The sequence below is a fragment of the Bifidobacterium coryneforme genome (genome assembly GCF_000737865.1).
Classification (GTDB): domain Bacteria; phylum Actinomycetota; class Actinomycetes; order Actinomycetales; family Bifidobacteriaceae; genus Bombiscardovia; species Bombiscardovia coryneformis.
This window is the reverse complement of sequence record NZ_CP007287.1, coordinates 1479563-1506098: the sequence shown is the minus strand read 5'-3', so window position 1 is coordinate 1506098 and position 26536 is coordinate 1479563. Positions and strand designations below refer to the sequence as shown.

Sequence of the window (26536 nt, the reverse complement as noted above, 5' to 3'; positions counted from 1 at the left end):
GCCTTGGTGCTCGGGCGCTTTTGCATGTTGGAAATGAGGATTGAAAACCGAGATGTGGATGAAGCGGTCCCAGGATGGGATCGTGACCCGGGTAACGGGCTGAGTCCAATCGGGAGCCCCACAGGATGAAACAGTGCTGGACAGGGTCCGGCAGGGGAGTCCCGGTCAGCGCGATCAGGTATATCGCGTACGGCATGCACGAGAACGATGAAGTCAGTTGATAATCAGGTAATAGGAAGTAAACAAAGGAGGAACCCTATGGAGGGTCCCGAAATCACGGCTGTAGAAGCCACGATTGACAATGGTTCATATGGCAGGCGCACGGTGCGCTTCGAGACGGGTCGTCTCGCCCAGCAGGCGGATGGGGCAGTTGCCGCCTACCTCGATGACGATTCGATGGTCCTGTCGACCACCACCGCCGGATCCAGCCCCAAGGAGAACTACGACTTCTTCCCGCTCACCGTCGATGTGGAAGAGAAGATGTACGCCGCAGGCAAGATTCCCGGCTCCTTCTTCCGTCGTGAAGGTCGTCCCTCGACTGAGGCCATCCTGGCCTGCCGGTTGATTGACCGTCCCCTGCGCCCCCTCTTCCCGCATACTCTGCGTAACGAGGTCCAGGTTGTTGAGACCATCCTGGCCCTCAACCCCGAGGATTCATACGATGTGTTGGCTTTGAACGCCGCATCCGCCTCGACCCTCATTTCCGGGCTGCCCTTCGAGGGGCCGGTCTCGGGTCTGCGCCTGGCCCTCATCGACGGCCAGTGGGTGGCCTTCCCCCGCTGGAGCGAGCGTGAGCGCGCGGTCTTCGAGCTGGTTGTGGCCGGTCGTGTGGTCGAGGACGGCGATGTCGCCATCGCCATGATCGAAGCTGGCGCCGGCAAGAACGCCTGGACCCTTATCTATGACGAGGGCCAGATCAAGCCTGATGAGGAGGTCGTGGCCCAGGGTCTGGAAGCCGCCAAGCCCTTCATCAAGGTCCTGTGCGAGGCACAGGGTGAGCTCAAGGCCAAGGCGGCCAAGCCCACCAAGGAGTTCCAGCTCTTCCCCGAATACACCGAAGAGCTCTACACCCGTATCGATCAGATTGCCCACGCTGACCTGGATGAGGCCCTCTCCATCGCGGAGAAGCTGCCCCGTCAGGACCGCATCCATGAAATCAAGGAGAAGGTCCGTGAGGTCCTGGCCAATGAGTTCGTCGAGATGGATGAGGCCGAGAAGGAGAAGGAGCTGGGCAACGCCTTCAAGGAGCTCCAGCGCCAGATCGTCCGTCGCCGTATCCTGACCCAGGATTACCGCATCGACGGCCGCGGCCTGCGCGATATCCGTACCCTGTCCGCCGAGGTGGACGTGGTGCCCCGGGTGCACGGTTCGGCCCTGTTCCAGCGCGGCGAAACCCAGATCCTGGGTGTCACCACCCTGAACATGCTCAAGATGGAGCAGACCATCGACGCCCTGTCGGGTCCCTCCACCAAGCGCTACATGCACAATTACGAGATGCCGCCCTATTCGACCGGTGAGACCGGCCGTGTGGGTTCCCCCAAGCGTCGCGAGGTGGGCCACGGCAACCTGGCCGAGCGTGCCTTGATCCCGGTCCTGCCCAGCCGTGATGACTTCCCCTATGCCATCCGCCAGGTCTCCGAGGCCCTCGGTTCCAACGGATCGACATCCATGGGTTCGGTCTGCGCCTCCACCATGTCCATGCTGGCCGCCGGCGTGCCCCTGAAGGCCCCGGTCGCAGGCATCGCCATGGGTCTGGTCACCGGTGAGGTGGACGGCAGGCCCACCTACAAGACCCTGACCGATATCCTGGGCGCCGAGGATGCCTTCGGCGACATGGACTTCAAGGTTGCTGGCACCTCCGAGTTCATCACCTCCCTCCAGCTGGACACCAAGCTGGACGGCATTCCCGCCGATATCCTAGCCGCTGCCCTGCAGCAGGCCAAGGAGGCCCGCGCCACCATCCTGGACGTGATTGACGAGTGCATCGACGGTCCGGCTGAGATGAGCCCCTACGCACCGCGGATCATCACCACCAAGGTTCCTGTTGACAAGATCGGCGAGGTCATCGGGCCCAAGGGCAAGATGATCAACCAGATCCAGGAGGATACCGGTGCCGATGTCTCCATCGAGGACGACGGTACGGTCTACATCGCCTCCGAGGGTGGCGAGGCAGCGGCCAAGGCCAAGGAGGTCATCGACCAGATCGCCAACCCGCACGTTCCCGAGGCGGGCGAGACCTTCAACGGCAAGGTCGTGAAGACGACCAGCTTTGGCGCCTTTGTCAATCTGACCCCGGGCACGGATGGCCTTCTGCACATCTCGCAGATTCGCAACCTGGCCAATGGTGAGCGCATCGATGCCGTAGAGGACGTGCTCAAGGAGGGCGATACCGTCGAGGTCATCGTCCAGGGAGTGGACGACCGCGGTAAGATCTCTCTGGCCGTTCCAGGATTTGAGGACCAGGAGTCCGGTGCAGGTCGGGACCGCGGTGGCCGTCGCGATCGTGGAGGCCGCTCCGACAGGGGCGAGCGCCGTGAGCGTTCCGACCGCGGTGAGCGTCGCGAACGTCGCGATCATCATGACCACGTCGAGCGCCCCGAGCGCGAAGATGACGACCGGTACCCGTCGCGCAGGGCCTCCAGGCCCGAGCGTGAGGACCGTTACTTCGACGAGGACGACCGCGGGGAAGCCCCCCGTCGCCGCCGTCCCCGCCGTGACGGTGGATTCGAGGGTGACGACTGGTCGGAGGACGAGGATGGTGCCTCCCGTTATGACCGTCGCCGCCGCACCGGGCGTGATGACGAGGAGGAGCGTGGTGAGCGTTCCGGACGCCGCCACTCCGATCGCCGTGAGCGTTCCGACCGTGGAGATCGCGGAGACCGTGGCGGTGAGCGCTCCGGTCGTCGTGAGCACCGTTCCTCGGGTCGTGGTGGATACCGTGGCCGCAGGGAGAACCCCCGCTATGCCGCCGATGAGCATTACGACGAGTACCGTGCCGACCGCGAAGAGCGCTCCGAGCGTCCCCGCCGTCGGGTTCGCAGGGACTTCGATCCCTTCGACAGCGAGGACTGATACAGGCGACTACAGGTCGCTGAGCCCTTCCGAGGGCTAATCGCCTTAGGGTCCCGCCTCCGGGCGGGGCCCTTTTCCATGGTCGGGGCGTTAGAATCGTCTGGACAGGAAAACGGAACATCATATTCAAGCAATACCGAGGAGTGGATGATGGCATCATCGATGAGAGCACTGGGGCCTTTTACGACCACGTCGGTCGGTCTGGGCTGCATGGGTCTTTCCATAGAGGGGAAGCCCGATGAGCAGACCGGAATCGAGACCATCCATACCGCTCTTGACGCAGGATGCCGACAGCTGGATACGGCCTGGGCCTACTATGAGTCGGGCGGCCCGGAGCAAACCAACGAGCGGCTTGTCCGTGCAGCTCTGGAATCCTGGAAGGGACCCCGTGAGGAGGTCCTGGTGGCAACCAAGGTGGGGCACTACCGTAACTTCACCGATGGTAAGCCCACCTGGGCTGTCGATGGCCGCCCCGAGAGCCTGATCAGGCATGCCAAGGAATCGGCCCAGGCGCTGGGTGTCGACACCATCGACCTTCTTTACTTCCACCGTCCCGATCCCCAGGTGCCCTACCGCGAATCCCTGGAGGCCATGGAATCCCTGGTTCAGGAGGGTGTGGCCCGGACACTGGGCGTCTCCAACGCCAACCGTGAGCAGATTGATATGGCCAGGGAAGTGATGGGTGGAGATCTGGTTGCCGTCCAGAACCAGTTCTCTCCCACGTTCACCTCCAGCAGGGATGAGCTGGAGTACGTCTCTGGCCTGGGGCTGGCCTTCGTCTGCTGGAGCCCCCTGGGTGGCTTCCGCAAGGCCAAGGATGAAACAAAATACGATCCCTTCCGCAAGGTGGCCGAGGACCGGGGTGTGTCCTACCAGTCAGTGGTCCTCGCCTGGGAACTGGCAAAGAGTGAGCATGTGTTCGTCATTCCGGGGGCCCATAGGGCGTCCACCATCGTGGATTCCCTGACGGCGGCCCGGCTTGAGCTGAGCCCAGAGGAGCTGGCGGTTCTGGGGTAGTCCGGTCTTCAAATCCGGTGTTGGTTTCCAAGCCTCCAAACGGTTTGGATGACGATAAAAGGAGTGAATCCAGTATGACCAAAGGGGCGGTGGAACCCGGGTTCGAAACGGCCGATCAGTGGTCCGATACCCACGAGGTGGTAGACAGCTCAGCCATTGCCACCCATGATGTGGACGGGGCACCCATCCCGGTCACCATACCCGTCAACCTGGCACCGGGTGTCAAGGTGGTGTACACCACCCGTCTGGGTGGAGTCTCGCGAGGCGGCTATGCATCGCTCAACCTGGGGTCCAAGGGCAATGACGATCCCGCTGCGGTGGAAGCGAACCGCCGTGGCCTGGTCCGGGAGCTGGGGAAGCCGCTTCGCCTGGTCTCCCAGGTCCATTCGGCCCAGGTCGTGGATGCGGATGGACCGAACCCCCTCGATGCCGGCATGGAAGCCTCTCCTGGCGATGCCCAGGTGACAACCCGTACCGACCAGGCACTGGGTGTGTTCGCAGCCGACTGCCTGCCCGTCCTTCTTGCCGACCCGGAGGCAGGCGTCATCGGCGCAGCCCATTGTGGGAGGAAGGGGCTGATGGCCGGGGTCATCGCCTCGGTGGTGGATGGCATGGTGTCCAAGGGGGCGGTCCGGAACAGGATCGTGGCCACCCTGGGTCCCTGCATCTGCCCGGATTGCTATCAGGTCGACGAGGAACTTGCCCACTCCTTCGATCAGCGCTTTCCCGGTACGGCAGGGGTGAGCCGGTTCGGAGGGGCATCCATCGATATCGCCATGGCGGCCCGGATGGATCTTCAGGAGGCCGGTGTTTCCGTGGTGGTCGATTCCGGTCCGCGCGTGGCCGCCGCCACCCACTATCTGAAGGACGACCAGGAATTGGAAGCCATTCGCAAGATGGACGATGGGGCCAAGCAGGCCCGCGACATCCGTGTCGACCAGGCGGGGCATTGGCTCTGCACGGTTGAGAATCCACTCTGGTTCTCGCACCGCCGATCCGTCCTGGCAGGTACCGGGGACGAGGGCCGAATGCTGGCCTTGATCATGCGCGAAGGCTGAGCGTGCATAAGTTCAGTGCAGAAATTCTATCCCCGCTGATTTCATCCACAAGGGCCGATAGCGTGTGACTATGAGCGAGATAAGAGAACCTGAGGATGGAGTGCGTGCGGATGCCCCCCGATCCTCCGCACCGGTCGTGGCAGTGATTTTGGCCGCGGGTCTGGGCGTTCGATTCGATACAGACAATCCCAAGCAGCTGTTCAAGGTGGGCGGCAAGCCGATAGTGGCCTGGTCCATCGAGGCCTTTGAGGCCAATCCGGGCGTCACCGATATCCTGCTGGTTGTCAATGACAAGGTGCGCTCGCCGATTGAAGCGATTGTGGCCGAAAATGCCTACCCCAAGGTCCGGATGGTCATCACGGGGGGTGCGGAGCGTGCTGACAGCACAGAGGCCGCCCTGCAAACCCTGGCCGAGGCCGGTATACCGAGCGATGCCAAGGTGCTGATTCACGATGCGGTCCGTCCCTTCGTCAGCCAGGAGTCCATTACGGGGTGCATCGAGGCCCTGGACGGTTTCAAGGCCGTGACGGTTGCAGTCCCCTCGACCGATACGATCCTCTATGCTCACGACCTGGGTGACCGCAAGGTGGTCCGTGACGTGCCGGACCGGGCTGATATGTTCCGCGCACAGACCCCACAGGCCTTCCGTTTCGATACCCTCCGCCTCGCCTATGCCAAGGCTGCCAGCGATCCTGAGTTCCATCCGACCGATGACACCCGCGTGGTGGTGGACTACCTGCCTGACGTGCCGGTGGCCATCGTAGCCGGCAGTGAGACCAACCTCAAGATCACCCTTGCCTCGGATATCCCCATCGCCGAGTGGATGGCACGCTCCTTCCAAGGGAAGTGAGGGGAGACCAACCCTACCCGACCTGTGTACCATGGATGGCATGGAGCAGATCAAGGTCATCGTCACCGGATACGACCGTTATCAGGGGGTTGATGTCAACCCCTCCTATCTGGTTCCCCAGGCCCTGGTGGACCGTGGCGTGGGTGGGCTGAACCGAGGTGGCACCCGGCTGGAGGATCCCCTTCTGGGAGTGGATCTGGACATCACGGCCGTCACCCTGCCCGTCAGCTTTGCCAAGGCGTGGCCCATACTCCACCAGGCCATTGAGCGGGTGGAGCCCGACCTGGTCATCTCCACCGGATTGAAACGTCACGCCCGTGGCATATCCATGGAGAGGTGTGCGGTCAACGTCAAGGCGGTTGGCGATGACCGTGCCCGCCAGGAGGGAAGCGGACATGGGCTTACCGAGCCCGTCGATCCGGATGGGCCTGCCGCCTATTGGACCCGGCTTCCCCTCCGTGCCATCCTTCAGGAATTCGGCCACTGCGGGATTCCCGCCACGCTGAGCTCGGATGCCGGTACCTACGTCTGCAACGCCCTTTTCTACAACCTGCTGGGGTGGGCCACCAAGCATCCGGAAGTGCTGGCCGGGTTCGTCAGTCTGCCCCTGGCCAATGAAAACGACCGCCAGGGGCTGGGTCTGCCCATCGAACAGCAGATCCGGGCCGTCCAGGAGGTGGTGAGGGAGACCGTGCGGTACTATCGCCAGCCCTCGTCCAGTCCCATCCTTATCGCCTGACCACAGGATCGATGTCCTTGGCGAAAGAGCCAAGCCTGCAGTGAATGCGGCGCCGACCATGCACGGAATGCGGCCGGAACAGAGTAAAGTCAAAAGGGTCCGCCCTTGGCTTCAGCCTGGGCGGGTGCAGGTACGTTTTGGTGGCAAAGAGGAGTGAATCCATGGCCGAAGATCAGTTTCCGGTGGTTCTGCGCGGGTATGACAAGGAACGGGTCGACCAGGCCCTGGCGGTCTCGCGAGAGAACCTTGGCCGCCTCCGTCAGCAAATCAAAGCTGATGATGACCGCATACTGAAGCTTGAGGCTGAGCTTCAGGAGGTCAAGGCCCGCAAGGCCGCAGTCCCTGCGGGAAACTCCTTCGCCTCCCTGGGAGCCAATGCCCAGCAGCTCCTGGCCTCGGCCGAACAGACCAGCACCGAGCTGCTGAACCGGGCCAAGCAGGATGCTGCTTCCACCAGGACCTCTGCCCAGGAGAAGGCCACGACACTGGTCAATGAGGCCAAAATCGACGCCCAGCACATTGTGGATGATGCCGAAGCCAAGGCCAAGGCCATCATCGAAGCCGCCAATGACGAGGCACGGACCGTGGCCACCACGGCCAAGCAGCAGACGGAGCAGGACAAGTCCTCATCTGCCAGGGTGATCGCGGAGCGCAGGCAGGCTCTGGACCTGGAGCTGCAGAACTCTCGCGAGGAGCATGAGAAGCGCCTTGCGACGGAGAAGGCCGCCCATGAGCGTGAGCTGGCCGATGCGAAGGCTGCGGCAACCGAGGAGATTGCCGACAAGCGCCGGAAGAACGACCAGGAGATGTCCAAGCTCAAGGCCGAGGCCAACGACCAGATTCAACAGGCCCTGGCCGAGGCTAACAAGAAGCTGGCCGATGTGCGTGAGCAGGTCTCCCAGACCCTGAATGGTGCCCGTCGCCAGGCCGGGGAGATTACCGACAAGGCCAAGGCGGAAGCCCAACGAATCGTTGATGAGGCCAACGTGACCAGCGCCCAGACCATGGCGAAGGTCCAGTCCGAGGCCGAGCAGATTCGTGCCGATATCTCCAACCAGCAGGATGAGGCCACAGCCAAGGTGAGTGCCCTGTTGAAGAGCCTGGAAGACCGGCGCGAGCAGACCGAGAGGGAATCCCAGGAACTGATAGAACAGGCCAAGGCCGCCCGGAAGGATGCCGACTCCTTCGCCTCCTTCAAGCGGGAGGAGTCCGAGCGGAAGGCCGCCGAGATTTTGGAAGAAGGCAAGGAGCGGGCCCGGGCCGAGGTGGAGAAGCGCCGTGAGGCGGCGCAGTCCGAGCTGGACGGCCTTAAGGAGCAGATAACCAAGCTCCAGCATCGTGAAGCCGCCATTACGGCCCGTGTGGATGAGCTCCGGTCCATCTTTGCCAAGTCCTTCGGCCAGTTCGACGGATTCCACGATGAAGATGCCATCCGGGACCGGGATGACACCCCGGCTCCAAGTGTGCCCGTGGTCAATGCGGTGCCGGTGGAGACGGTTGAACCGCCGGTGATGGATCCGGTCACCCCTGTCGCCCAGTCTGTAACGGAACCGATGGGAGGCAATGAGTCGGCTACCGTCACTCCCGAGACGAGGCCGGAGGTCCAGTCCGTCGACGATTCCGCCGAAGTGCCGATTCCGTCCCAGGTGACGGATGGGGCAACGACTGTAGAAAACGGACACGAGGGCGACTCCGACGCTGTCCTTGAAGGCGACGGGGTGACTGACGGCTTGCCGTCTGTAACGGCCTCATCCCCGAGTATCGATGACCAGGAAACAACCGTGATTCCTCCGATTTCGCAAGCAGGTCCATCTTCCGGGGTTGACCGGTAAGGAACTGGGGAGACGGCTTTTCGACCGGCCCGGCAGGAGGGATTCCTGCCGGGCCGGTTTTCTTTTACCGGGTCCGGGTTTCGCTGCGGTCCCACACCCTGTTCCAGGCATAGAGTCAGTGGTACTACAGGCAAGAGAGGTGGGGCGAAATGAGCAGGGGGCCAGTGCAGGACGATTCATCCGGGAAGGAGTCGGTCCATTCTGATGGATGGTCCGAGTCGGGTGGCGGGTCTCAATCGGGTGCGTATCGGCATTCGGGGAGACGGTATCGGTCGGGAGCGGAGTTCCGGCCGGAAACGTCGGCCCGGTCAGCAGGTCAGGTCGGTTCCGGTTCCTGGATCACCCGGGTCAGGAGAGCCGTCAACGAGCAGGGGTTCTATGCCCTGGTCTATCTGATTCTGGCCAACCTGATCATCTTCGTTCTGAACCTTCCGCAGGTTTCGCGATTCCTGGGGACTGCCGGTGTTCCCGGGCTCAATGATGCAATCAGTGAAGTGCTCCTGTTCCTCTTCCTCCTTGCCACCAGGTTCGACGAGGTGACCGGCAGGCGGGAGGGTGGCGTTGGCTACCATTCATCCAAGGCGCCGGGGGTCCTCTTCCTGGTGGGTGCCTTCATCCTGATGATCTTCTTCGGGAGCCTGGAGACCGGACTGACCGGTCTGGTCGACCGGGGTTCGCATGCACTGGGGTTGGTCTACAGGTCCACCACAGCCCAGATAGAGGCCACCCAGTTCGGCATCTGGGCCCCGCTCGACACGGCCATACTGGTCCCGATCGTCGAAGAGCTCCTCCTTCGCGGCGTGGTCATGGCCAGGCTTAAGTCCTATGGGCGAACCTTTGCCATCGTCACCTCGGCTTTCATCTTCGCCTGTATGCATGGCGACCTGACCCAGGGTGTCTTCACCTTCCTCCTGGGACTCCTCCTGGGCTATGTGGCCATGGAGTACTCCCTGACCTGGTCCATCATTCTCCACGTTGCCAATAACCTGATTCTGGCGGACGGAGTGATGTGGCTGACCCAGGCTCTCCCGACACCAACGGTGGGTATGGTCAACCGGATTATCGCAATATTCGGTCTGGTCGCCGGTCTGGTCGTCCTCCTCATCTGGAGGCGCCCCCTGGTCGAATATGTCAGGACCCACCGCGCAGCGAAGGGAACCTATAAGGGCTGGTTGGCCCTTGGACTGATTCTCCTCGTTCTCCTGGCCCTGGTCAGTGCGGCACAACGCTTCTCCATGGCATGATCCCCGGTCGTTCCTGCCTGAGTCCGGGCCGAATCAGGAGGTGGACCGGATTTCGGCCTGGGCTGACCGGTCCTGTCATGCAGGCTTCCCACTATGCTGGAAAGTGGTGAACGCACATATCGATGAAAGGAATCAGGGATACCCCGTATGACATCAGCATTGACACCCCTTGATCAGTCGCAGTTGAACGACCTGGGCACCGCCTTCGACCAGCGCGAGGCCAACCGTATCGCCATGAACGCCGTCACCCAGGCCGGCATCGACCAGGTGGCCCACAACTATGACCGGTCCCGTCTGGTCCAGCACCGCTTCTCCGTCAGTGTCGACAACGGCAAGGTGACCTCCCAGGCCCACTCCGGTCGCTGCTGGCTCTTCAGCTCCCTGAATGTGGCCCGGTTCGTGGCACGCAAGGCCCTGAACATCGATGCCTCCAGCCCGGCCAACCCCATGGGCGACTTCGAGTTCTCGCAGAACTACGCCATGTACTACGACAAGCTTGAGCGGGTCAACTACTTCCTCCGCGACATGGCCGCCCTGGTCCGTGCCGGGGAGCCGACCGATTCCCAGCTCATGCAGTTCCTCCTGGGTGATGTCATGGGAGATGGCGGCCAGTGGATCATGGCCATGAACATCTACAAGAAGTACGGTGCCGTCCCCAAGCAGTTCTACCCGGAGACCGCCTCCTCCCAGAACACGGGAGAGATGGATCACCAGCTGCGTCGTCTCCTCCATCAGGCCGTGGCCCATATGGTGGCTGACCCCTCCAAGATTGATCAGATCATCGCCGAGACCACCCAGGCCGGGCACCGCATCCTGACCATCCACCTGGGCACCCCGCCCACCAGCTTCGACTGGGAGTGGACCGACAAGGACGGTGTCTTCCACCGCGATGGACGGATCACCCCCCAGGAGTTCTGGAAGAAGTACGTCGATGCCGGGCTCGAGGACTACGTCTGCCTGGTCGACGATCCCCGCCGCGAACACCCCAAGGGGACCAAGATCGGTATCGAGCATCTGGGCAACGTGGCCGGTGGCGACCCCACCGAGTACCTGAACGTGCCCATGGACTTCATGAAGGACTGCGCTCGCAGGCTCATGGCCGAGCAGGGTCTGCCGGTCTGGTTCGGTGCCGACTGCCATCCGATGATGGACCGCAAGGCCGGACAGTGGGCCACCGACCTCTTCGAGTACGGCCGGGTCTACGATGTGGACTTCGACATGGACAAGGAGGAGCGCGTGCGCTTCGGCGATTCCGCCCAGAACCACGCCATGGCCTTCGTGGGTGTCGATGTGGCCGACGACGGCACCACCACCAACCGGTGGAGGGTCGAGAACTCCTGGGGTGGCGATATCGCCAACAAGGGCTACTTCACGATGAGTGATGACTGGTTCACCGAGTACGTGTACGAGGTGGCCGTACCCAAGTCCATGCTGCCTGAGGAGTACCGCAAGGCCTTCGACCAGCCGGCCCTCATGCTGCCGGCCTGGGATCCGATGGGCGCCCTGGCCTGAGCCGATAGAGAACGGCATCCGCCGCCTTCCTGCCCACATAGGGACATGGGGGCGGCGGATTCGTACCTGCCCGGGTACAGTGTGACCAATAGAGAGAAGCCCGATATGTGGTCGGGGAGGAGAACGCGATGGCAGTGATCAAGGGGCCTGGTAGCGGTCAGGACAAGGAGAGGCACAGGCTGGGGGATGAGGCCGTCTATCCAGAGACCGTCGATGTCAACATCAGCCAGCTTGATCCCATCCCGGCTCCGCGTCACTTCATCAAATCCCTGCCCCTGAATGCCGAACAGACGAGGTTGGTACTTGAGTCGCGCCAGGCCATCAAGGATGTTCTCCATGGCCGTGACGACCGGCTCCTGGTGATTGTGGGGCCCTGCTCCATTCATGACCCCAAGGCGGCCCAGGAGTATGCCCGACGTCTGGCGGCAGTGAATCGGGAGCTCAATGACCGTCTGGTCATCGTCATGCGGGTCTACTTCGAGAAGCCGCGTACCACAGTGGGATGGAAGGGTCTCATCAACGACCCCGACCTGGATGGCTCCTTCGATATACGAAAAGGCATCTGGCAGGCGCGGAAGGTCTTGACCGACGTACTGTCCGCCGGTGTTCCCGCGGCCACCGAGTGGCTGGACCCCATCACCCCGCAGTATCTCTGTGATGCGGTGAGCTGGGGGGCCATAGGGGCCAGGAACACGGAAAGCCAGGTCCATCGCGAGCTCGCCTCGGGCATGTCCATGCCAATCGGCTTCAAGAATTCCACGGACGGGAATGTGGATGTGGCCGCGGACTCTTGCTATGCCGCCGCTTTTGACCACCATTTCCTCTCCATCAACCTGGACGGGCATGTCATTTCGGCTGAGACCAAGGGGAACCCGGACTGCCATCTGATTATGCGGGGGTCCTCCAAGGGCCCCAACTATGATCGGGATTCGATTCGCCAGGCCCTGGAAGAGCTGGCCAAGTCCAAGGCAGGTCCCGATGCCTGCCCCGGACTTATGGTTGACGCCGCCCACGGCAACTGCGGCAAGGACCCGGATCGGGAGGTCGGAGTGGTCGAGGATCTGGCTGCCCGCATCGGCGGGGGAGAACGCGGCATCCTGGGCATCATGATGGAGAGTTTCATCGAAGGCGGTCGGCAGGATCCCGCCCCATTGAACCAGCTGGTCTTCGGCAAGTCCGTGACCGATGCCTGCATCGCCTGGGACAGGACCGAGGAGCTTCTGCATACCCTGGCTGATGCCATCGACCGCCGCCGTTCGTCCCGGGAAGGTGGCGTGCATCGTGAGCGGTAAGGACAGGGAAACAAGGGAAACTCCCGCGGATTCACTCAACGGGTTGCAGGATCCACCTCTGCGTAAACCGCGCAAGGCATACGAGGTGGAGCTCCTCCACAAGGCCATTGCTGAGGGGGTGGATCCCCTCAAGTCCGGGGCCGTGCCCCGGTGGGAGGATGAGGTCGGCATCGGGCGCATCGTCAATCGTCGCGTCTTTGAGCTGGACAGATTGCCCTCACCTGCCGAGGTCCTGACCAGGTACCCCCTGGATCGGGACGCCAGGAACCTGGTCATCCGTTCCAGACAGGAGATCAGAGCCTGCCTTCAGGGCGAGGACGACCGTTTCCTGGTCATCATCGGTCCCTGCTCCATTCACGACCCCAAGGCCGCCCTGGACTATGCCAGGCGCTTGGCAGCCATGAAGAACGAGCTCTCCGACCGTCTTCTGATCGTCATGCGGGTCTACTTCGAGAAGCCCAGGACCACCATCGGCTGGAAGGGGCTGATCAACGACCCCGATCTGGACGGGTCCCATCACATTCAGAAGGGACTACTCCTGGCCAGGAAGACGCTCTTGGGTGTCCTCGGGGCCGGTCTGCCCGCAGCTACGGAGTTCCTGGAACCCACGTCGCCCCAGTACATCGCAGATGCGGTGAGTTGGGGAGCCATAGGGGCCAGGAACACCGAGAGCCAGGTGCACCGTCAACTGGCTTCAGGCATGTCCATGCCCATCGGTTTCAAGAACGCCACCGACGGCAGCGTGGATGTTGCCGTTGATTCCTGCTATGCAGCGGCCCAGCGGCACACCTTCTTCGGCATCGACCACGAGGGGCAGGCCGCGGCCGTGGAGACCCTGGGCAACCCCGACTGCCACCTGGTCCTGCGAGGGTCCAAGCACGGACCGAACTATGACAAGGAATCGGTCCGGCTGGCCCTGGGAGCGAGCCGTCGGAAGATGCCTGCCGACAGTGCGGCCACCCACGGTCTGATTATCGATGCATCGCATGGCAACTCAGGCAAGGACGAACATCGTCAGATTGGTGTGATTGAAGAGCTGACCGACCGCATTGCCGCCGGGGAAGAGGGCATCACCGGGCTGATGGCCGAGAGTTTCATCAAGGGGGGCAACCAGCCTGCGGCCCCACTGGACCAGCTGGTGTATGGGCAGTCCGTTACGGACCGGTGCATCTCCTGGCCTGACACCGAGACCCTGCTCAGGCGCCTGGCCCGGGCGGTGGATGAACGACGCAGCCGACAGGGCTGAGAAGTCATACAAGGCGGCCCCTGCGGACCGTCTTGCTGTAGGCTGGACGGGCAGAGACAGTCGTGTAGCGGTGAGGAGACCCAGGATGAGCGAAGAGAACCAGCGGCAGGGTCGCGACCAGGTGGTCGCAATCATTGGTGCCATGGATGAAGAGGTGGCCCTGATTGCCAAGGGGTTGGAGGATCCGATCCATGATGAACGGTCGGGCCAGGCCAGCCTGGACGTGGTCAGGGGGAGTCTGCAGGGTGCCTCGGGCCCCATCCAGGTCGTGGCGACCGTCGGCGGAATGGGCACGGTCAACATCGCGGCTACTACCCAGTACCTGATGGACACCTATCGTCCGGATGCCGTCATCTTCTCCGGCATTGCCGGCAACCTCAACAAGGACCTGCACATCAATGACGTGGTCCTGGGGGGAACCCTGCGGTACCTGGACACCGATATGCGGATGGTGGCCCAGTTCGCTCCCGGGATGGATGAGTTCCATTCCGATCCCCACCTCCTGGATCTGGCCCAGCGGACACTCGATACGATGGGAATCAAACACCTGGTCGGCACCATCGCCACCGGGAACTACTTCGTTGATTCGGCTGAAAAGATCGCCCAGGTCAAGGAGGCGACCGGAGCCGATGCCGTGGAGATGGAGGGGGCCGCTGTCTGCCATGTGGCTGCCCGTAACCATGTGCCGGCACTGGTGATTCGTGCACTGAGCGATAATGCCGATACCGACTATGAGGTCTTCAGGGATTTCGACATCTCGGAGTATGCGGACACGGCTGCCAGGCTGGTCCTGAACATAGCCAAGGGCCTCTGAGTCAGGATTTGCGATGCGGACGGGTCACCGACCCCCGGTCTATCAGCCGGGGGTCGATGTATACGTGCTCGGTCTGCCGCGTCCTGTCGCCCATCCGCTTGGTCAGGAGGCGCAGGGCGGACTGGGCCAGATCGAACTCGGATGATCTCAATACGGTCAGGGGCCTGGTGCTGGGTGTGGTATACCCGTCGATGGAGATCAGGGAGACATCCTGGGGCACATGTTTGCCGCGCTGTTGCAGTGCCTGGGCCACGGCAATCGATAGGTAGTCGGGATGGACCAGGACCGCTGTGGCCCCTGTGCGGATGATGGCGTCGGCAATGTCATTGACGTCATCGGCTTCATAGGCCTCTCGTCCGGTCAGGAGGAAGGCCTCTTCCATCGTGTCTTCCCGGTCCTGCATCATGAGACGCCAGCCCAGTTCTATATCACCGGAGGTGGGGGTGTACCCCAGAGCCAGCCCTATACGGGTATGACCGTGGTCCCTGAAGTGGAGCAGCGCCTTGCGCACACCTACGGGATGGTTGGTATGGACGGAATCGATGAAGTGGTCGCTCCAGAGTGGGGGTTCGCGCTCCAGTACGGTGACGGGGAGGGGGGAGTCGGCCAGCCACCGCCAGGTGGCCTCGGCGATTGCCGGGTTGATGCTGGGCGCCACGATGATGCCGCGCAGATGATCCGTCTTGGACAGTTCGTCCAGGATGCCGGTTTCCGGGTAGTCCTCGTAGGAGGTCTCCCTGGCCACAATATCCATGTTGTACAGGTCCCGCGCAATCTGCCTGATGTGCTCGGTCACCGCAGGCCAGAAGAAGCTGGGCTCGGGGAGCACCACACCGATGGTTCCCCGGCTGGTCTGGCCGGAGCCGATGGCGGGGGCTCCGGAAGAGACCGACATGAGCGATCCAACGCTATACAGATCGTTATCAGGATTGCTCTCCAGCATGGAGTGGGTCGATGCTCCTCCCACCGAGGCGCCGGGTCCTTCCCGTATCGGTTTTTCCTCTGCCTCTGGTGCGGCTTCCGTGGAATTGAGTGAGAGCGCACCTCCGCGGACCCGCCTGATGAGACCGGCCTTGCTGAGTGCATCCAGGTCCCGCCGGATGGTGATTTCCGTAGTCGACATCATCCGGGCAAGGTCGGGCACCCTGACCACGTCATCGCGGAGGAGGAGGTTCAGAATCATGTCCCGGCGCTGGGCCGGCAGCCAACCCTGGGGTGGCGGCGTAGGCAGGCCTGGTTGATTCCCCGGGTTGTCTTGTTGCACGTCGCTGTGTTTGGTCATGTCTGTATACCCACCCTATGGAATCGGCAATACGCCGTCCTCTTCTGGGAGAGTTCTCCTACATGTGAGAGTACACCCGGTAACTAACTGAAACAAACTGCAACAAACCAATAGAGGCACTTTTGTCGCCCATATACTTAAAAACAACTGTTGGAAGTGATGCTAAATCAATGGGGAGTGTTCTTTCCGTTATATTTACGGTCATTTGATAGCAGTAAGGAACCGGTGGGCAGTGCTCGCCTGATTCCTCGGCGGTGTAGCCGAAGGAAAGGAAAAACAATGAAGTTCAATTCAGCATGCAAGGCCTTGGCTGTAGCATCAGCGGCCGCCATGCTCTTGGCCGGTTGTGGTGGGGGATCCGGCACGGATGCCTCCGACAAGAGCGGCGCTGGCTTCGACGAGAACGCCAAAACCACCATCTCCCTTGCGGGTTGGTCACTCGACATGACCCCCGAATTCAAGACACTGGCCGATGGGTTCCACAAGGCCCATCCCAATGTGACAATCAACATCAAGCAGTATTCCGCAGACGATTACGACAAGCAGCTGACCGCTGACATTTCGTCGGGCGCCCAGCCCGATGTATTCCCCGTCAAGACCATGGTCAAGTATGTCACCTATGCGGACTCCCAGGGTCTGGCGGACATCTCCGACATCGCCAAGGGTTTCCAGGGCGACAAGCACATCGACCTGAACGGGTACGACCACGATGGCAAGTACTTTGCCCTGCCGTATCGCAGCGATACCTGGGTGCTCTTCTACAACAAGGACATGTTCCACAAGGCCGGGGTGGAGGAGCCCAGCGCCAAGTGGACCTGGGACGATTACACCAAGGCCGCCAAGGAACTCAAGGAGAAGCTCCCGGAGGCGGGCTATGACGGCAACAGCGTCTACCCCATGTACATGCACAACTGGCAGTCCGTCGTGCAGTCCTTCGCTCTGGCCCAGTCCGGCAAGTCGGCGGACGACACCTTCCTCAAAGGCGATTTCTCCTACATGGAGCCCTACTACAAGAGGGCCTTGGAGTGGCAGGACGAGAAGTACACGATCGACTGGAACACCTCCTTTACCAACAAGGTCCAGTATCAGCCGCAGTTCGGTACTCAGAAGGCTGCCATGATGCCTATGGGCACCTGGTATGCCGCCGTCCTGGTGAATCAGCAGCAGACAGGCGAGGCCGATAAGTTCAGCTGGGGCATGGCCCCTGCTCCGCAGAACCCTGACAAGAAGCTGCCTTCGACCCCGATTACCTATGGCAGCCCCACCAGTCTGGCAATCTCCTCCAAGATTTCCGGGCAGAAACTGGCCGCAGCCAAGGAGTTCGTCAAGTGGGCCGTCGGCCAGGGCGGAGCCGTCGAGTTGGCCAAGATCTCCACCACTCCGGCCTACATCGACGACAAGGTGACCGAGACCTTCTTCTCTCCTGAGGGCATGGCCTCTGACCAGGCCTCCAAGGATGCCTGGAGCAAGCACGACAGGAAGATGGAAGTCCCGGTAAGTGCCGCATCCGACACCATCAACTCCATCCTCAAGGACACCCACTCATCGATTATGACCGGGGCAAAATCCCCGTCCGATGGGCTTAAGGAAGCAAGGCAGAACGTCAAGGATCAGGGCGTATTGGACGAGTAGCGCCCGCGGTGGTGGGGAGGCTCCGGGGAAGCAACAGGCCCTGGAGTCTCCCCGCCATCGGCCTTGTGGTTTGGCCTGGTGAGGGCACGGATGGAATGAGCGTGGCAGGTGATTTTCAAACCCATGACACGGTGACGGCAGTAAGGAGCAGGGACAGATGACGGAAGAAACCGGAGTAATCGGCAGCCGACAGGCGGTTGCGGATCGCAAAACCGGGTCCCAGGGACCCGGCGATGGGCGGCGAGCCCCAAAATCCAGACAGGGCAGGTTCAACGCCAAGGCGATTTCACGAAGGAATCTGCGCAATGGACTGATTTTCATTTCACCGAACTTCATCGGCTTCATCTGCCTGACCCTCCTGCCCACATTGACCCTTTTCTATATAGCCTTCACCAAGTGGTCGGCCTTCGGCAAACCCGTCTTCAACGGGGTAAAGAATTGGGTCAGGCTCTCCCATGACAAGATTTTCATGACCTCGGTATGGAACACCTTCTACTACTCGATAGTCCACATCCCCCTGACCCTGATTCTGGCCTTCGCCCTGGCTGTCCTGCTCAATTCCAAGCTGCGTGGTCGAGCCTTCTTCAGGACGGTGGCATTCTTCCCTTACATCACCTCCCTGGTGGCTGCTGCGCAGGTATGGGGCATGCTCTTCGACCCCAAGTCCGGCCCCATAAATTCCTTCCTCAGGCTGTTCATCAGCAACCCTCCCGGGTGGTTGGGTTCGACGGCCTGGGCCATGCCCGCCGTCATCATTGTGGGCACCTGGCGTGAGGTCGGCTATTATATGATCCTGCTTCTGGCTGGGTTGCAGACCATTCCCTCCGAGCTTTATGAGGCGGCCGAGCTTGACGGTACCAGCGGATGGCAACGCTTCTGGCACGTGACCGTCCCCATGATGCGCCCCACGCTCTTCTTCGTCATGATCACCCTGACCATCGGATCCTTCAAGATTCTCGATCTGACACTGGTCATGACCGATGGCGGTCCCGGCACCAGCACCCTGGTGCTGGCCCAGTACATCTACCGTGTGGCCTTCGAGCGTGGCGACTTCGGTTACGCCTCGGCCGTCTCCCTGGTTCTTTTGGCCATCTGCATGGTGGTCACACTGATTCAGTTCTGGTACAACAACCTGAAGGAGGACTGAGACCATGTCCACCAACACAGTGTCTTCGGCCCTTGCCTCGCCTGCCGTCGAGGAGATTCCCTGGAACAGGAAGAAGGCCTCTCCGGCCAAGATCGCCGGGACCATCATCGGGTATCTGTCCATGGTCGTCGTCTCGGCCTTCGTCCTTCTGCCCTTCTTCTGGATGGTGCTTTCCTCACTGAAGCCCAACAACGAGGTGTATGCCATTCCCATCAAATGGTTCCCATCGGTCTGGCATTGGGAGAACTACGCAACCATCTGGACCAAGTCGGATATGACGACCTGGTTGCTCAACACCGTTTTCTTCGCTGTGATTGTGACCCTCCTGCAGGTCTTTACCGGGTCCTTCGCGGCCTATGGTTTTTCGAAGATTCCCTTCAGAGGGCGCACCACTCTTTTCTTGATTTACATCGCCACCATGGCGGTGCCCTGGCAGGCCTACATGATTCCGCAGTTCAAGCTGGTCTCAGCCGTCGGCCTCTCCGATACCAGGTGGTCCATCATCCTTCTGCAGGCCTTCGGAGCCTTCGGTGTCTTCATGATGAAACAGTTCTACGACACCATACCCGAGGACTTGTCCGAAGCGGCCAGACTGGATGGTCTGAGTGAGTTCGGCATCTACTGGAGGGTCGTCCTGCCCCTGTCCGGCCCATCCCTGGCGGCCCTGGCCATCATCACCTTCACCAACACCTGGAACGACTACATGGGTCCGCTGATCTACCTGCGCTCCCAGAAGCTCTATACGATCCAGCTGGGTCTGAAGCTCTTCATTTCCCAGTACAACGCTGATTTCGCAATGATCATGACGGGTTCGGTCATTTCGGTCCTGCCCATCCTGATTGTCTTCCTCCTTGGGCAGAAACAGTTCATAGCCGGTATCGCCACTTCCGGCATGAAGGGCTGAGCTTCATACGCGGAGACAGCGAATCAAGCAAGGGCGGACCAGAGATTGGGGCATGGCGTGAGCGTTCGTGATAACCGTGACAGTGAGACCGCAGGTTCGAAGGGGCATGCCATGCGTGCCCTCCTGGGGGTGACCAATTCCGTTGCGGTTGTACTGGGTTCGGGGTTCTGCACCCTCATCGGCATGCTCCCCCTGGTTCTGGTCCTGGTGTTCATGCAGAGTCCGGAGTATTACCCTGCCTGCATTCTGGCCTGTGTCCTGAGTGCGCCTGGGCTGGCGGCACTCTTTGCGGTTTTCCGGGATCATCCCGGTCTGGCCTCGTCCTCCACGGCCATCCGGTTTCATGTTCTGGAGACCATGGAAGAGGAGGGGCGGAAGTTGCCCGATTGGATTGCCCGGCCATACGTGGACCAGTCGGTTACATCAGGGTTCTTCACCTATTACTTCAAGGCGTACGCCCGACTGGCCGTCCGTTCCTGGATGGCGTGGCTTCCTCTTGGCATCATCGCCTTCGCCCTGGTATATGATCTGCAGATTGCCGCGGTGGTCTCATGGGGAGGGCTGCTCTGGCCTTTGATTGTGGTCTGCCTGGTCCTTCTGGTGCAGACGGCCTTCGTCTCCCTGGTTCTGGTCGTGGAGTATCCCAAGGCCGTAATTCGGCGCCTCCTGGTCAACGCCCTACTCCTTTCGGTCAGGCGTTTCTACATGTTGCTGGTCTCCATCCTGGCTCTCGCCGGATATGTCTGGGGATTGCTCAGGTCGCCGATTCTGGTTGCCCTCCTGGGTACCGGGCTGATCTGGTATCTGATTTGGGCGGCCGCCCGTTGGCAGGCGCAGCCCTTCTTCCTGCAGATGGCCAAGGAAAGCCGAGACCCCGTAATCGAGTCCATGTACCGGCAGGGTTCCGGGTCCCCGTCCTTCTCTCCCTTGTCCGACTACCGGCAGTAGAGGGGCATCATGCTGTCAGATTCGAATCATGGAGGCGGGGCCGCCCCGGTACCTGACGGTCGAATTCGGATTCTTGTCAATGACCGGGTGAGCCCGGTTGCCTTGGAACCCTATGAGGTTCCCCGGGTCAGATGGCGCCTTGACCCCATGTTGGCTGCGGATGATTCCGCTTGCTCGGCACGGGTCATCGTGGCCGACAGGCCGAATCCCGACATGGGGAACGGCTTTTCCCGAGATTCCGTTTTTACCTGGGAGAGCGGCATCCGTCCGATTGACGAACTCAACGGGGCTGCACTGCCTGAGGTTCCCATGGGACCCTCGGAGCGGTACTGGCTGAGGGTGGAACTGCTGGATGCCCAGGAGCAGGTGGTGTTTCGGTCCAGGGCCGCCACCCTCGGAACCGGCCCCGGTTCCAGATGGTCGGCCCAGGCCATCTGGACCGAGAGAGACGAATCCCCCCAGGCCCAGAACCGGACCCAGAACGAAGGTGGAAACGCTTGGGGTTGGGCCTTTCTGCGTGGCGTGGTCGCATTGCCTGCCAAACCGGTACGGTGGGCGACCCTGAACGCCACGGCCTCGTCGACCAGGCCGGCCAGGCAATTCGTCTACCGACTCTGGATGAACGGTGCCTTCCAGGGGTGTGGACCGGTCTTCCCCCTGGGCGACGAGGCCCGCTACGACGGGTATGACGTAGGCGGGATCCTGCAGCCGGGCGGAGACAACTTCATCGGCGTCATCGCCTATGCAACGTCGGATCAGAGGTTCGCCGCCCAGCTCGATGTCTGTTTCGAAGACGGACAGGTGGAGCACTACGGCACGGACGCCTCCTGGAAGGCCCTGCCGGGTGGTGCCGCCTTCCCGGACAGCGCCTCCATCGGTACCAGGTACTACCGGGCTCCTGCCGAGGATATCGACCTGTCGTTCTATCCCGGGGGTCTTTCGGCGGCCGGCTTCGACGACAGGGACTGGCCGCCCGCCAGGGTGAAGGAGCCATTCGACCACTGCCTGGCTTCACCTGTTGATTCTTTGCAGACCTCCTACCTGCATCCGAAGAATATCCGCCGCACCACGCCGAAAAGCGTGCTTCTGGATTTCGGCTCCGTGGTGATGGGGGGTATACGGTTGCGGGCGACCCTTTCGGGTGGTATGGATCTTCTGATCCGGTATGGGGAGGTTGTTCAGGACGATGACCGGGTCAGATACCAGCTCTCCGCAGGCAATGTGTATGAGGATCGCTGGCGGATGGAGGCGGGGGAGAATGCGGCCGAGACCTGGGGGATTCGCGTCTTCCGGTATGCGGAGCTGGTCTGTGAGGAGTCGGGGCAGGCTTGGGAAGAGCTGGTCTCGGCCGTCGCCGCCGGGCAGGTGGAGGCCGCCGCTCTTCTGACACCGGCGATTGACACCCATGCCGACTTCCGATCCTCCCGGCCTGTCCTTGACAGGGTCTGGAAATTGGGGCGGGACACCGTCACGAGACTCAATGCCAACATATATGTGGACTCTTGGACCAGGGAGCGGGCTCCCTATGAGGCAGATGCTTGGATTCAGCAGCGGGCTCATCAGGCCCTGGATGACGCCCCGTCCATCGGCCGCTACACGGTGGATTATCTGGTGGGAAATCGAACCTGGCCCACCGAGTGGCCCCTGTATTCCATCCTGGCCGTGCACGATGCCTGGATGTCGACCGGCGACCTCGGTCAGATGCGCAGTCGATACCGGCGGCTCTGTAGTCTCCTGCCCTTCAGGTACCTCGACCGGGAGAGCGGCCTGGTGGTCAAGGAACCGGGCCGGTCAAGCCAAATGGACGGGGATCTGGTCGACTGGCCTGAGAGCGAGCGTGACGGGTATCTCTTCGGCAGGGTCAATACGGTGGTCAATGCCCTATCCTCCCGTGCCTTCGCCGATATGGCCGATATGGCCAAGGCCCTGGGCCGCCATGGTGATGCCGTCCTCTTTGCCCGCGTGGCCTCCAGGATGCGTGCCGCCATCAACGATCGTCTCTATGACCCCTCTGCCGGTGCCTACTGGGATGGACTGGATCACGGACCCTCCGGACGTCCCCTGGCCCACCACTCCCTCCACGCCTCGGCCTTCGCCCTGGCCTTTGCGGAACCACCCAGGGGGAGAATCGAACGGGTGGGGGACTTCCTGCGCGGTCGGGGTATGGCGTGCAGCGTTTACGTGGCGGCCGTCTATCTGGATGGCCTTTACCGGTCGGGCCTGGGGGCGGATGCCACTGCTCTGATCAGTGCAACCACAGGCTTACGGACATGGAATCACATGCTCGATCAGGGCAGTGGTGGAACCATGGAGGCCTGGGATCCCTGTCTTAAGCCCAATACCACCTACTCCCACCCCTGGGCCGCATCGCCTGTCTACCTCCTGCCCTCTGGCCTGATGGGAATTCGTCCCTTGGAGCCTGGGTGCCGCTCCCTCGCCTGCATCCCGCAACCCGGTGATCTTGAACAGGCGGCTGTGGTCCTGCCCCTGCCCAGGGGTGACCTGTCGGTGGGTTACCGGACTTCAGGACCGGTACGGACCGCTGGTGGTCGGACCAGCCTCTCCGGCATCCGAATGGAACTCGATCTGCCGCAGGGGTGCCGTGCCCATCTGGTTCTTCCCCCGATGATTGGGGTCGGCGCGGGGCAGGAGGTCGCCGTCACCGTTGATGGGGTCGATACGGTGGTCAAGGCCGAGGGGGATGGAATGGTGCTTGGCCGCACCGTATGCCCGAGGGGTTCCCTTCCCCTGGAGCCGCTGGGGGCGGGAGCCCATACGGTCAGTGCCTGCTCGCCCTTGACTTGACCTGGTCCACCCGGGTGTGTACAGTTTCACTCCGTACACCAAAGACTGTTGGTCGGGGCCGTAAGGTCCCCGAAGTTCGGTGCGCCGAGCCAGCACAGGTTGAGTTTATCGGGTTGTTCTATCCGATTCGTTTATGCTCCGCCTGTGAGTGGGGTATTCCCCTTTCTTCTGCTGGTTCCTTGTGCTGGGCTATGCCATGGTCTACTCAGGAAGGAACGCCATGAAAAGGCCCGAAAAGGAAGAGGTCGTCGCCAGGCTGACGGACAAGTTCCGTGACGCCGACGCGGTGATCCTCACCGAGTACCGCGGGCTCAGTGTTCCGCAGGTCGCCGACCTGCGAAGCAAGCTAGGCCGCGATACTTCCTACTCAGTGGCGAAGAACACGCTCGCCCGTATTGCAGCCGGGGAGGCTGGCATTGAGGGTCTCGATGAGATGCTCGCCGGTCCCTGCGCCATCACCTTCGTCAAGGGTGATTACGTCGAGGCTGCCAAGACGCTGCGTGATTTCGCCAAGGAGAACAAGGCACTGGTCGTCAAGGGTGGTTTCATTGATGGAACCGTCGTCGATGCCGATGCCGTGAAGAAGATCGCGGATCTGGAGTCTCGCGAGGTCCTGCTTTCCAAGATGGCGGGCGCGCTCAAGGGCACCATGTCCAAGGCCGCCAACCTCTTCGTCGCTGTGCCTACCAAGGCCGTGCGCACCTTCGATGCGCTGCGCGAGAAGCAGGAAAAGGCCGCTTGAGTTCAAGGCCCTCGGCCCTGATTCAAGCTGCTGTAAACAAAAGAATGTTCGGTGGCCGGTCAACCAAATACACCGGTTGCCACAAATGAAAGGAAGCCATCATGGCTAAGCTCTCTGCTGATGAGCTCATCGACGCGTTCAAGGAAATGACCCTGGTCGAGCTGTCCGACTTCGTCAAGAAGTTCGAGGATGAGTTCGACGTTGAGGCCGCCGCTCCCGTGGCAGCCGTTGCCGCCGCCCCCGGTGCAGCCGCACCGGCCGAGGAGGAGAAGTCCGAGTTCGACGTCATCCTCTCCAGCGTTGGCGACAAGAAGATCCAGGTCATCAAGGCCGTTCGCGCCATCACCAACCTGGGCCTGGCCGACGCCAAGGCTCTGGTCGACGACACCCCCAAGCCCGTTCTGGAAGGTGCCAAGAAGGAAGACGCCGACAAGGCGAAGTCCCAGCTGGAAGAAGCCGGCGCCACCGTCGAGCTCAAGTGATTGCAGGCTCCTGAAGGAGCTGCTTGAACTGCAAGCCCCGCACCATGGTTCTCCATGGAGCGGGGTTTTTCATATCGCAATGAGGTTTGGCCGGGTCGGAGCGGAGCCGACGAGGGGGAACCTTCATCGATGTAGATGGGGCGTTCGCGACCGTCGTGATGATCTATATCAGCAGTTGATTGTTTCTGACTCAAGTTGAGCAATAGTGATTAAATATGTTACTATGCCTCTGTATCTTGGTTTACTGCCCTGATTCTTCCCGTTCGAGGTCGACGTTAAGAGGAATGCAATGACGCACATGTTCAGCAACCAGTATTGGACCGTGACATCGGGAGACCTGTCGGACCGGCGGCGCCCCCTGGATTCGCCGGGGTTCGCCGATACCCCTGATGGTGCCACGCCGATAGTCATCGACCCGAGTCAACAGCATCAGCCCTGGTTGGGTGCCGGAGCCGCCATCACCGATGCCGCAGCCTCGCTGATCTGGGGATGCCAGTCCAAGGAACAACGCCATGCCATGTTGGACGACATGTTCAATCCCGACAAGGCCGGGTTCTCCTGCATCCGCATTCCCCTGGGGTCCTGCGAACCGTCCTCCCAGCCGTATTACACCTATGACGACATTCCCTACGGGGACCATGACAAGGACCTGAAACACTTCTCCCTGGGTGAAGGGGAACCGGGCGCGCCCGATGCCACCAAGGACTTCAAGTACATCATCCCGGTCGTCAGGGAAATCCTCTCCATCAATCCGGCCGTGCGAATCATCGCCTCCCCCTGGAGCGCCCCGGCCTGGATGAAGAACACGGGGCATCTCTGCCAGGGTGGTCACCTCCGGTTCAATGAGTGGACAGGCAATGGGTATGACCCACTGGAGGATTCGTTTGAGGGGGTCTATGCACGCTACTTCGCCAGGTACGTGGACGAGATGGAGGCCCTGGGCATCCCCATCTGGGCGGTCACGGTCCAGAACGAACCTTCCAACGCGGCTCCCTGGCCCGCCATGACATGGACCCTGGCCCAGCAGGCGGACTTCGCCCACAGATTCCTGCGCCCGGCTCTCGATAGGAGCCACCCTCAGGTCAAAATCTTCATCAACGATGATTCCGCGCACAGCCTGACCGGTCCGGTCGACCGGGACGTCAGCCCGGCCCAGGCTGGATCGATTGACGGCCTGACGCTCCATGTGTATGACGACGACTACACCAAGCTGCCCAACGCCACCAGGGTCTACCCCCAGTGGATCTACGGGATGACCGAGCGCAGGTGCATGCTCAACGAGACGGTCGAGGACGCGGCCCACATCATGTCGGGCGTGATTGGAAACTGGCTTGTCCGGAACGGGGAATCCTTCATCACCCTCTGGAACATGGCACTGGACGAACGGGGCCTGCCCAACCAGATCGGAGCGGATGGCCGCCGTGGCGTCGTCACCATCGACCATGCCACCGGGCGGGTTCGCCGCAACCTCGAGTACTTCATGCTCAGGGCCTTCGGTCAGGATGTGGAACCGGGGTCCAGGGTCATCGAGTCCAGTAACTACACCCCCAACGGATGGAGCGGAGGCCTGGGGTCGGTGGCTTTCATGGCCCCGGACGGGTCCATCAGCGCCCACATCTACAACCCGACAGGTACCCCGATAAGGGCGGCCGTCACTGTGAACGGGTGGGGGAATCGCTGGCAGCTGGTGTCGGTGCCCGCCTGGGGAACGGTGACCATGCACCAGTCGGATGATTCAAGGATCAACAGGTCGTCGGTTCCGGATGATGGGGAGTTCGTCCTGGATATTCCCGCTTCGGGTCTTATGGATGACAAGGCCCCGGGCAAGTCCTGAACGTGACAGAGCGGCAGGGTGGGCCCGGGCAAACCCCAATGGCGGTAGTCGTGGAAATTCGTGAAACGAGGCAAGCATGAAAGA

The 26536-nt window shown here is 61.6% G+C and carries 20 protein-coding genes; 19 read left to right on the top strand and 1 reads right to left on the bottom strand.

The window, feature by feature from the left end:
- The first annotated feature begins 258 nt into the window (after positions 1-258).
- The 11 genes from bcor_RS06105 to mtnN all read left to right on the top strand — a co-directional run bounded on the left by bcor_RS06105 (position 259) and on the right by mtnN (position 14676).
- A complete protein-coding gene (locus bcor_RS06105) occupies positions 259-3072 on the top strand; it encodes a polyribonucleotide nucleotidyltransferase (RefSeq protein ID WP_033497582.1) in 2814 nt (937 codons plus the stop codon).
- Positions 3073-3222: 150 nt separating this feature from the next.
- Positions 3223-4089, top strand: a complete 867-nt coding sequence (locus bcor_RS06100) for an aldo/keto reductase (RefSeq protein ID WP_081870420.1) — start codon at positions 3223-3225, stop codon at positions 4087-4089.
- Positions 4090-4163: 74 nt separating this feature from the next.
- Positions 4164-5147: a purine nucleoside phosphorylase YfiH/LACC1 family protein gene (locus bcor_RS06095; protein WP_051875725.1), complete on the top strand. Its 984-nt coding sequence runs from the start codon at positions 4164-4166 to the stop codon at positions 5145-5147.
- A gap of 70 nt (positions 5148-5217) precedes the next feature.
- Positions 5218-5997: an IspD/TarI family cytidylyltransferase gene (locus bcor_RS06090; RefSeq protein WP_051875724.1), complete on the top strand. Its 780-nt coding sequence runs from the start codon at positions 5218-5220 to the stop codon at positions 5995-5997.
- Between the two features lie 40 nt (positions 5998-6037).
- Positions 6038-6736: a pyroglutamyl-peptidase I gene (locus bcor_RS06085; protein ID WP_033497584.1), complete on the top strand. Its 699-nt coding sequence runs from the start codon at positions 6038-6040 to the stop codon at positions 6734-6736.
- A 161-nt stretch (positions 6737-6897) separates the two neighbouring features.
- A complete protein-coding gene (locus bcor_RS06080; RefSeq protein WP_179943875.1) occupies positions 6898-8568 on the top strand; it encodes a coiled-coil domain-containing protein in 1671 nt (556 codons plus the stop codon).
- Positions 8569-8717: 149 nt separating this feature from the next.
- Positions 8718-9812, top strand: coding sequence for a CPBP family intramembrane glutamic endopeptidase (locus bcor_RS07315; protein ID WP_081870381.1), 1095 nt, complete (start codon positions 8718-8720; stop codon positions 9810-9812).
- A 147-nt stretch (positions 9813-9959) separates the two neighbouring features.
- Entirely contained in the window at positions 9960-11324 is a 1365-nt protein-coding gene (locus bcor_RS06070) for a C1 family peptidase (RefSeq protein WP_033490711.1), read from the top strand.
- Between the two features lie 128 nt (positions 11325-11452).
- A complete protein-coding gene (locus tag bcor_RS06065; RefSeq protein WP_033490710.1) occupies positions 11453-12616 on the top strand; it encodes a 3-deoxy-7-phosphoheptulonate synthase in 1164 nt (387 codons plus the stop codon).
- A 43-nt stretch (positions 12617-12659) separates the two neighbouring features.
- Positions 12660-13862 (top strand): 3-deoxy-7-phosphoheptulonate synthase, encoded by a 1203-nt coding sequence (locus tag bcor_RS06060; RefSeq protein ID WP_051875817.1) that lies wholly within the window; start codon positions 12660-12662, stop codon positions 13860-13862.
- Between the two features lie 85 nt (positions 13863-13947).
- Positions 13948-14676: a 5'-methylthioadenosine/S-adenosylhomocysteine nucleosidase gene (mtnN, locus tag bcor_RS06055; protein WP_051875722.1), complete on the top strand. Its 729-nt coding sequence runs from the start codon at positions 13948-13950 to the stop codon at positions 14674-14676.
- A 1-nt stretch (position 14677) separates the two neighbouring features.
- Here mtnN and bcor_RS06050 read toward each other — a convergent pair whose 3' ends face one another.
- Positions 14678-15958 carry a substrate-binding domain-containing protein gene (locus bcor_RS06050; protein ID WP_081870379.1) on the bottom strand — a complete coding sequence of 427 codons (1281 nt, stop codon included), beginning with the start codon at positions 15956-15958 and terminating at the stop codon, positions 14678-14680.
- A gap of 279 nt (positions 15959-16237) precedes the next feature.
- Between bcor_RS06050 and bcor_RS06045 the strand changes: the two genes are divergently transcribed.
- The 8 genes from bcor_RS06045 to bcor_RS06010 all read left to right on the top strand — a co-directional run bounded on the left by bcor_RS06045 (position 16238) and on the right by bcor_RS06010 (position 26452).
- Positions 16238-17590, top strand: a complete 1353-nt coding sequence (locus bcor_RS06045; protein WP_033490707.1) for an ABC transporter substrate-binding protein — start codon at positions 16238-16240, stop codon at positions 17588-17590.
- Between the two features lie 157 nt (positions 17591-17747).
- Complete coding sequence (locus bcor_RS06040; RefSeq protein WP_033490706.1) at positions 17748-18737, top strand: carbohydrate ABC transporter permease; 990 nt, start codon at positions 17748-17750, stop codon at positions 18735-18737.
- A gap of 4 nt (positions 18738-18741) precedes the next feature.
- Positions 18742-19641, top strand: coding sequence for a carbohydrate ABC transporter permease (locus tag bcor_RS06035; protein WP_033490705.1), 900 nt, complete (start codon positions 18742-18744; stop codon positions 19639-19641).
- A gap of 57 nt (positions 19642-19698) precedes the next feature.
- Positions 19699-20589, top strand: coding sequence for a YesL family protein (locus bcor_RS06030; protein ID WP_148301992.1), 891 nt, complete (start codon positions 19699-19701; stop codon positions 20587-20589).
- A 9-nt stretch (positions 20590-20598) separates the two neighbouring features.
- Positions 20599-23394: a family 78 glycoside hydrolase catalytic domain gene (locus bcor_RS06025; RefSeq protein WP_051875721.1), complete on the top strand. Its 2796-nt coding sequence runs from the start codon at positions 20599-20601 to the stop codon at positions 23392-23394.
- 220 nt (positions 23395-23614) lie between these two features.
- The gene (rplJ, locus tag bcor_RS06020) at positions 23615-24136 is read left to right on the top strand and encodes a 50S ribosomal protein L10 (RefSeq protein ID WP_033490702.1); all 522 of its coding nucleotides are present in this window, start codon (positions 23615-23617) and stop codon (positions 24134-24136) included.
- Between the two features lie 101 nt (positions 24137-24237).
- Positions 24238-24618, top strand: coding sequence for a 50S ribosomal protein L7/L12 (rplL, locus tag bcor_RS06015; protein ID WP_033490701.1), 381 nt, complete (start codon positions 24238-24240; stop codon positions 24616-24618).
- 298 nt (positions 24619-24916) lie between these two features.
- Complete coding sequence (locus bcor_RS06010) at positions 24917-26452, top strand: glycoside hydrolase family 30 protein (protein ID WP_238548546.1); 1536 nt, start codon at positions 24917-24919, stop codon at positions 26450-26452.
- Positions 26453-26536 lie beyond the last annotated feature (84 nt).

Coding starts and splice junctions, on each gene's coding strand:
- bcor_RS06090 (WP_051875724.1), top strand. CDS start 5,218: ATGAGCGAGATAAGAGAACCTGAGGATGGAGTGCGTGCGGATGCCCCC.
- bcor_RS06070 (WP_033490711.1), top strand. CDS start 9,960: ATGACATCAGCATTGACACCCCTTGATCAGTCGCAGTTGAACGACCTG.
- bcor_RS06045 (WP_033490707.1), top strand. CDS start 16,238: ATGAAGTTCAATTCAGCATGCAAGGCCTTGGCTGTAGCATCAGCGGCC.
- bcor_RS06095 (WP_051875725.1), top strand. CDS start 4,164: ATGACCAAAGGGGCGGTGGAACCCGGGTTCGAAACGGCCGATCAGTGG.
- rplJ (WP_033490702.1), top strand. CDS start 23,615: ATGAAAAGGCCCGAAAAGGAAGAGGTCGTCGCCAGGCTGACGGACAAG.
- bcor_RS06100 (WP_081870420.1), top strand. CDS start 3,223: ATGGCATCATCGATGAGAGCACTGGGGCCTTTTACGACCACGTCGGTC.
- bcor_RS06010 (WP_238548546.1), top strand. CDS start 24,917: ATGTTCAGCAACCAGTATTGGACCGTGACATCGGGAGACCTGTCGGAC.
- bcor_RS06105 (WP_033497582.1), top strand. CDS start 259: ATGGAGGGTCCCGAAATCACGGCTGTAGAAGCCACGATTGACAATGGT.
- bcor_RS06085 (WP_033497584.1), top strand. CDS start 6,038: ATGGAGCAGATCAAGGTCATCGTCACCGGATACGACCGTTATCAGGGG.
- bcor_RS06065 (WP_033490710.1), top strand. CDS start 11,453: ATGGCAGTGATCAAGGGGCCTGGTAGCGGTCAGGACAAGGAGAGGCAC.
- bcor_RS06035 (WP_033490705.1), top strand. CDS start 18,742: ATGTCCACCAACACAGTGTCTTCGGCCCTTGCCTCGCCTGCCGTCGAG.
- mtnN (WP_051875722.1), top strand. CDS start 13,948: ATGAGCGAAGAGAACCAGCGGCAGGGTCGCGACCAGGTGGTCGCAATC.
- rplL (WP_033490701.1), top strand. CDS start 24,238: ATGGCTAAGCTCTCTGCTGATGAGCTCATCGACGCGTTCAAGGAAATG.
- bcor_RS06025 (WP_051875721.1), top strand. CDS start 20,599: ATGCTGTCAGATTCGAATCATGGAGGCGGGGCCGCCCCGGTACCTGAC.
- bcor_RS06080 (WP_179943875.1), top strand. CDS start 6,898: ATGGCCGAAGATCAGTTTCCGGTGGTTCTGCGCGGGTATGACAAGGAA.
- bcor_RS07315 (WP_081870381.1), top strand. CDS start 8,718: ATGAGCAGGGGGCCAGTGCAGGACGATTCATCCGGGAAGGAGTCGGTC.
- bcor_RS06050 (WP_081870379.1), bottom strand. CDS start 15,958: ATGACCAAACACAGCGACGTGCAACAAGACAACCCGGGGAATCAACCA.
- bcor_RS06040 (WP_033490706.1), top strand. CDS start 17,748: ATGACGGAAGAAACCGGAGTAATCGGCAGCCGACAGGCGGTTGCGGAT.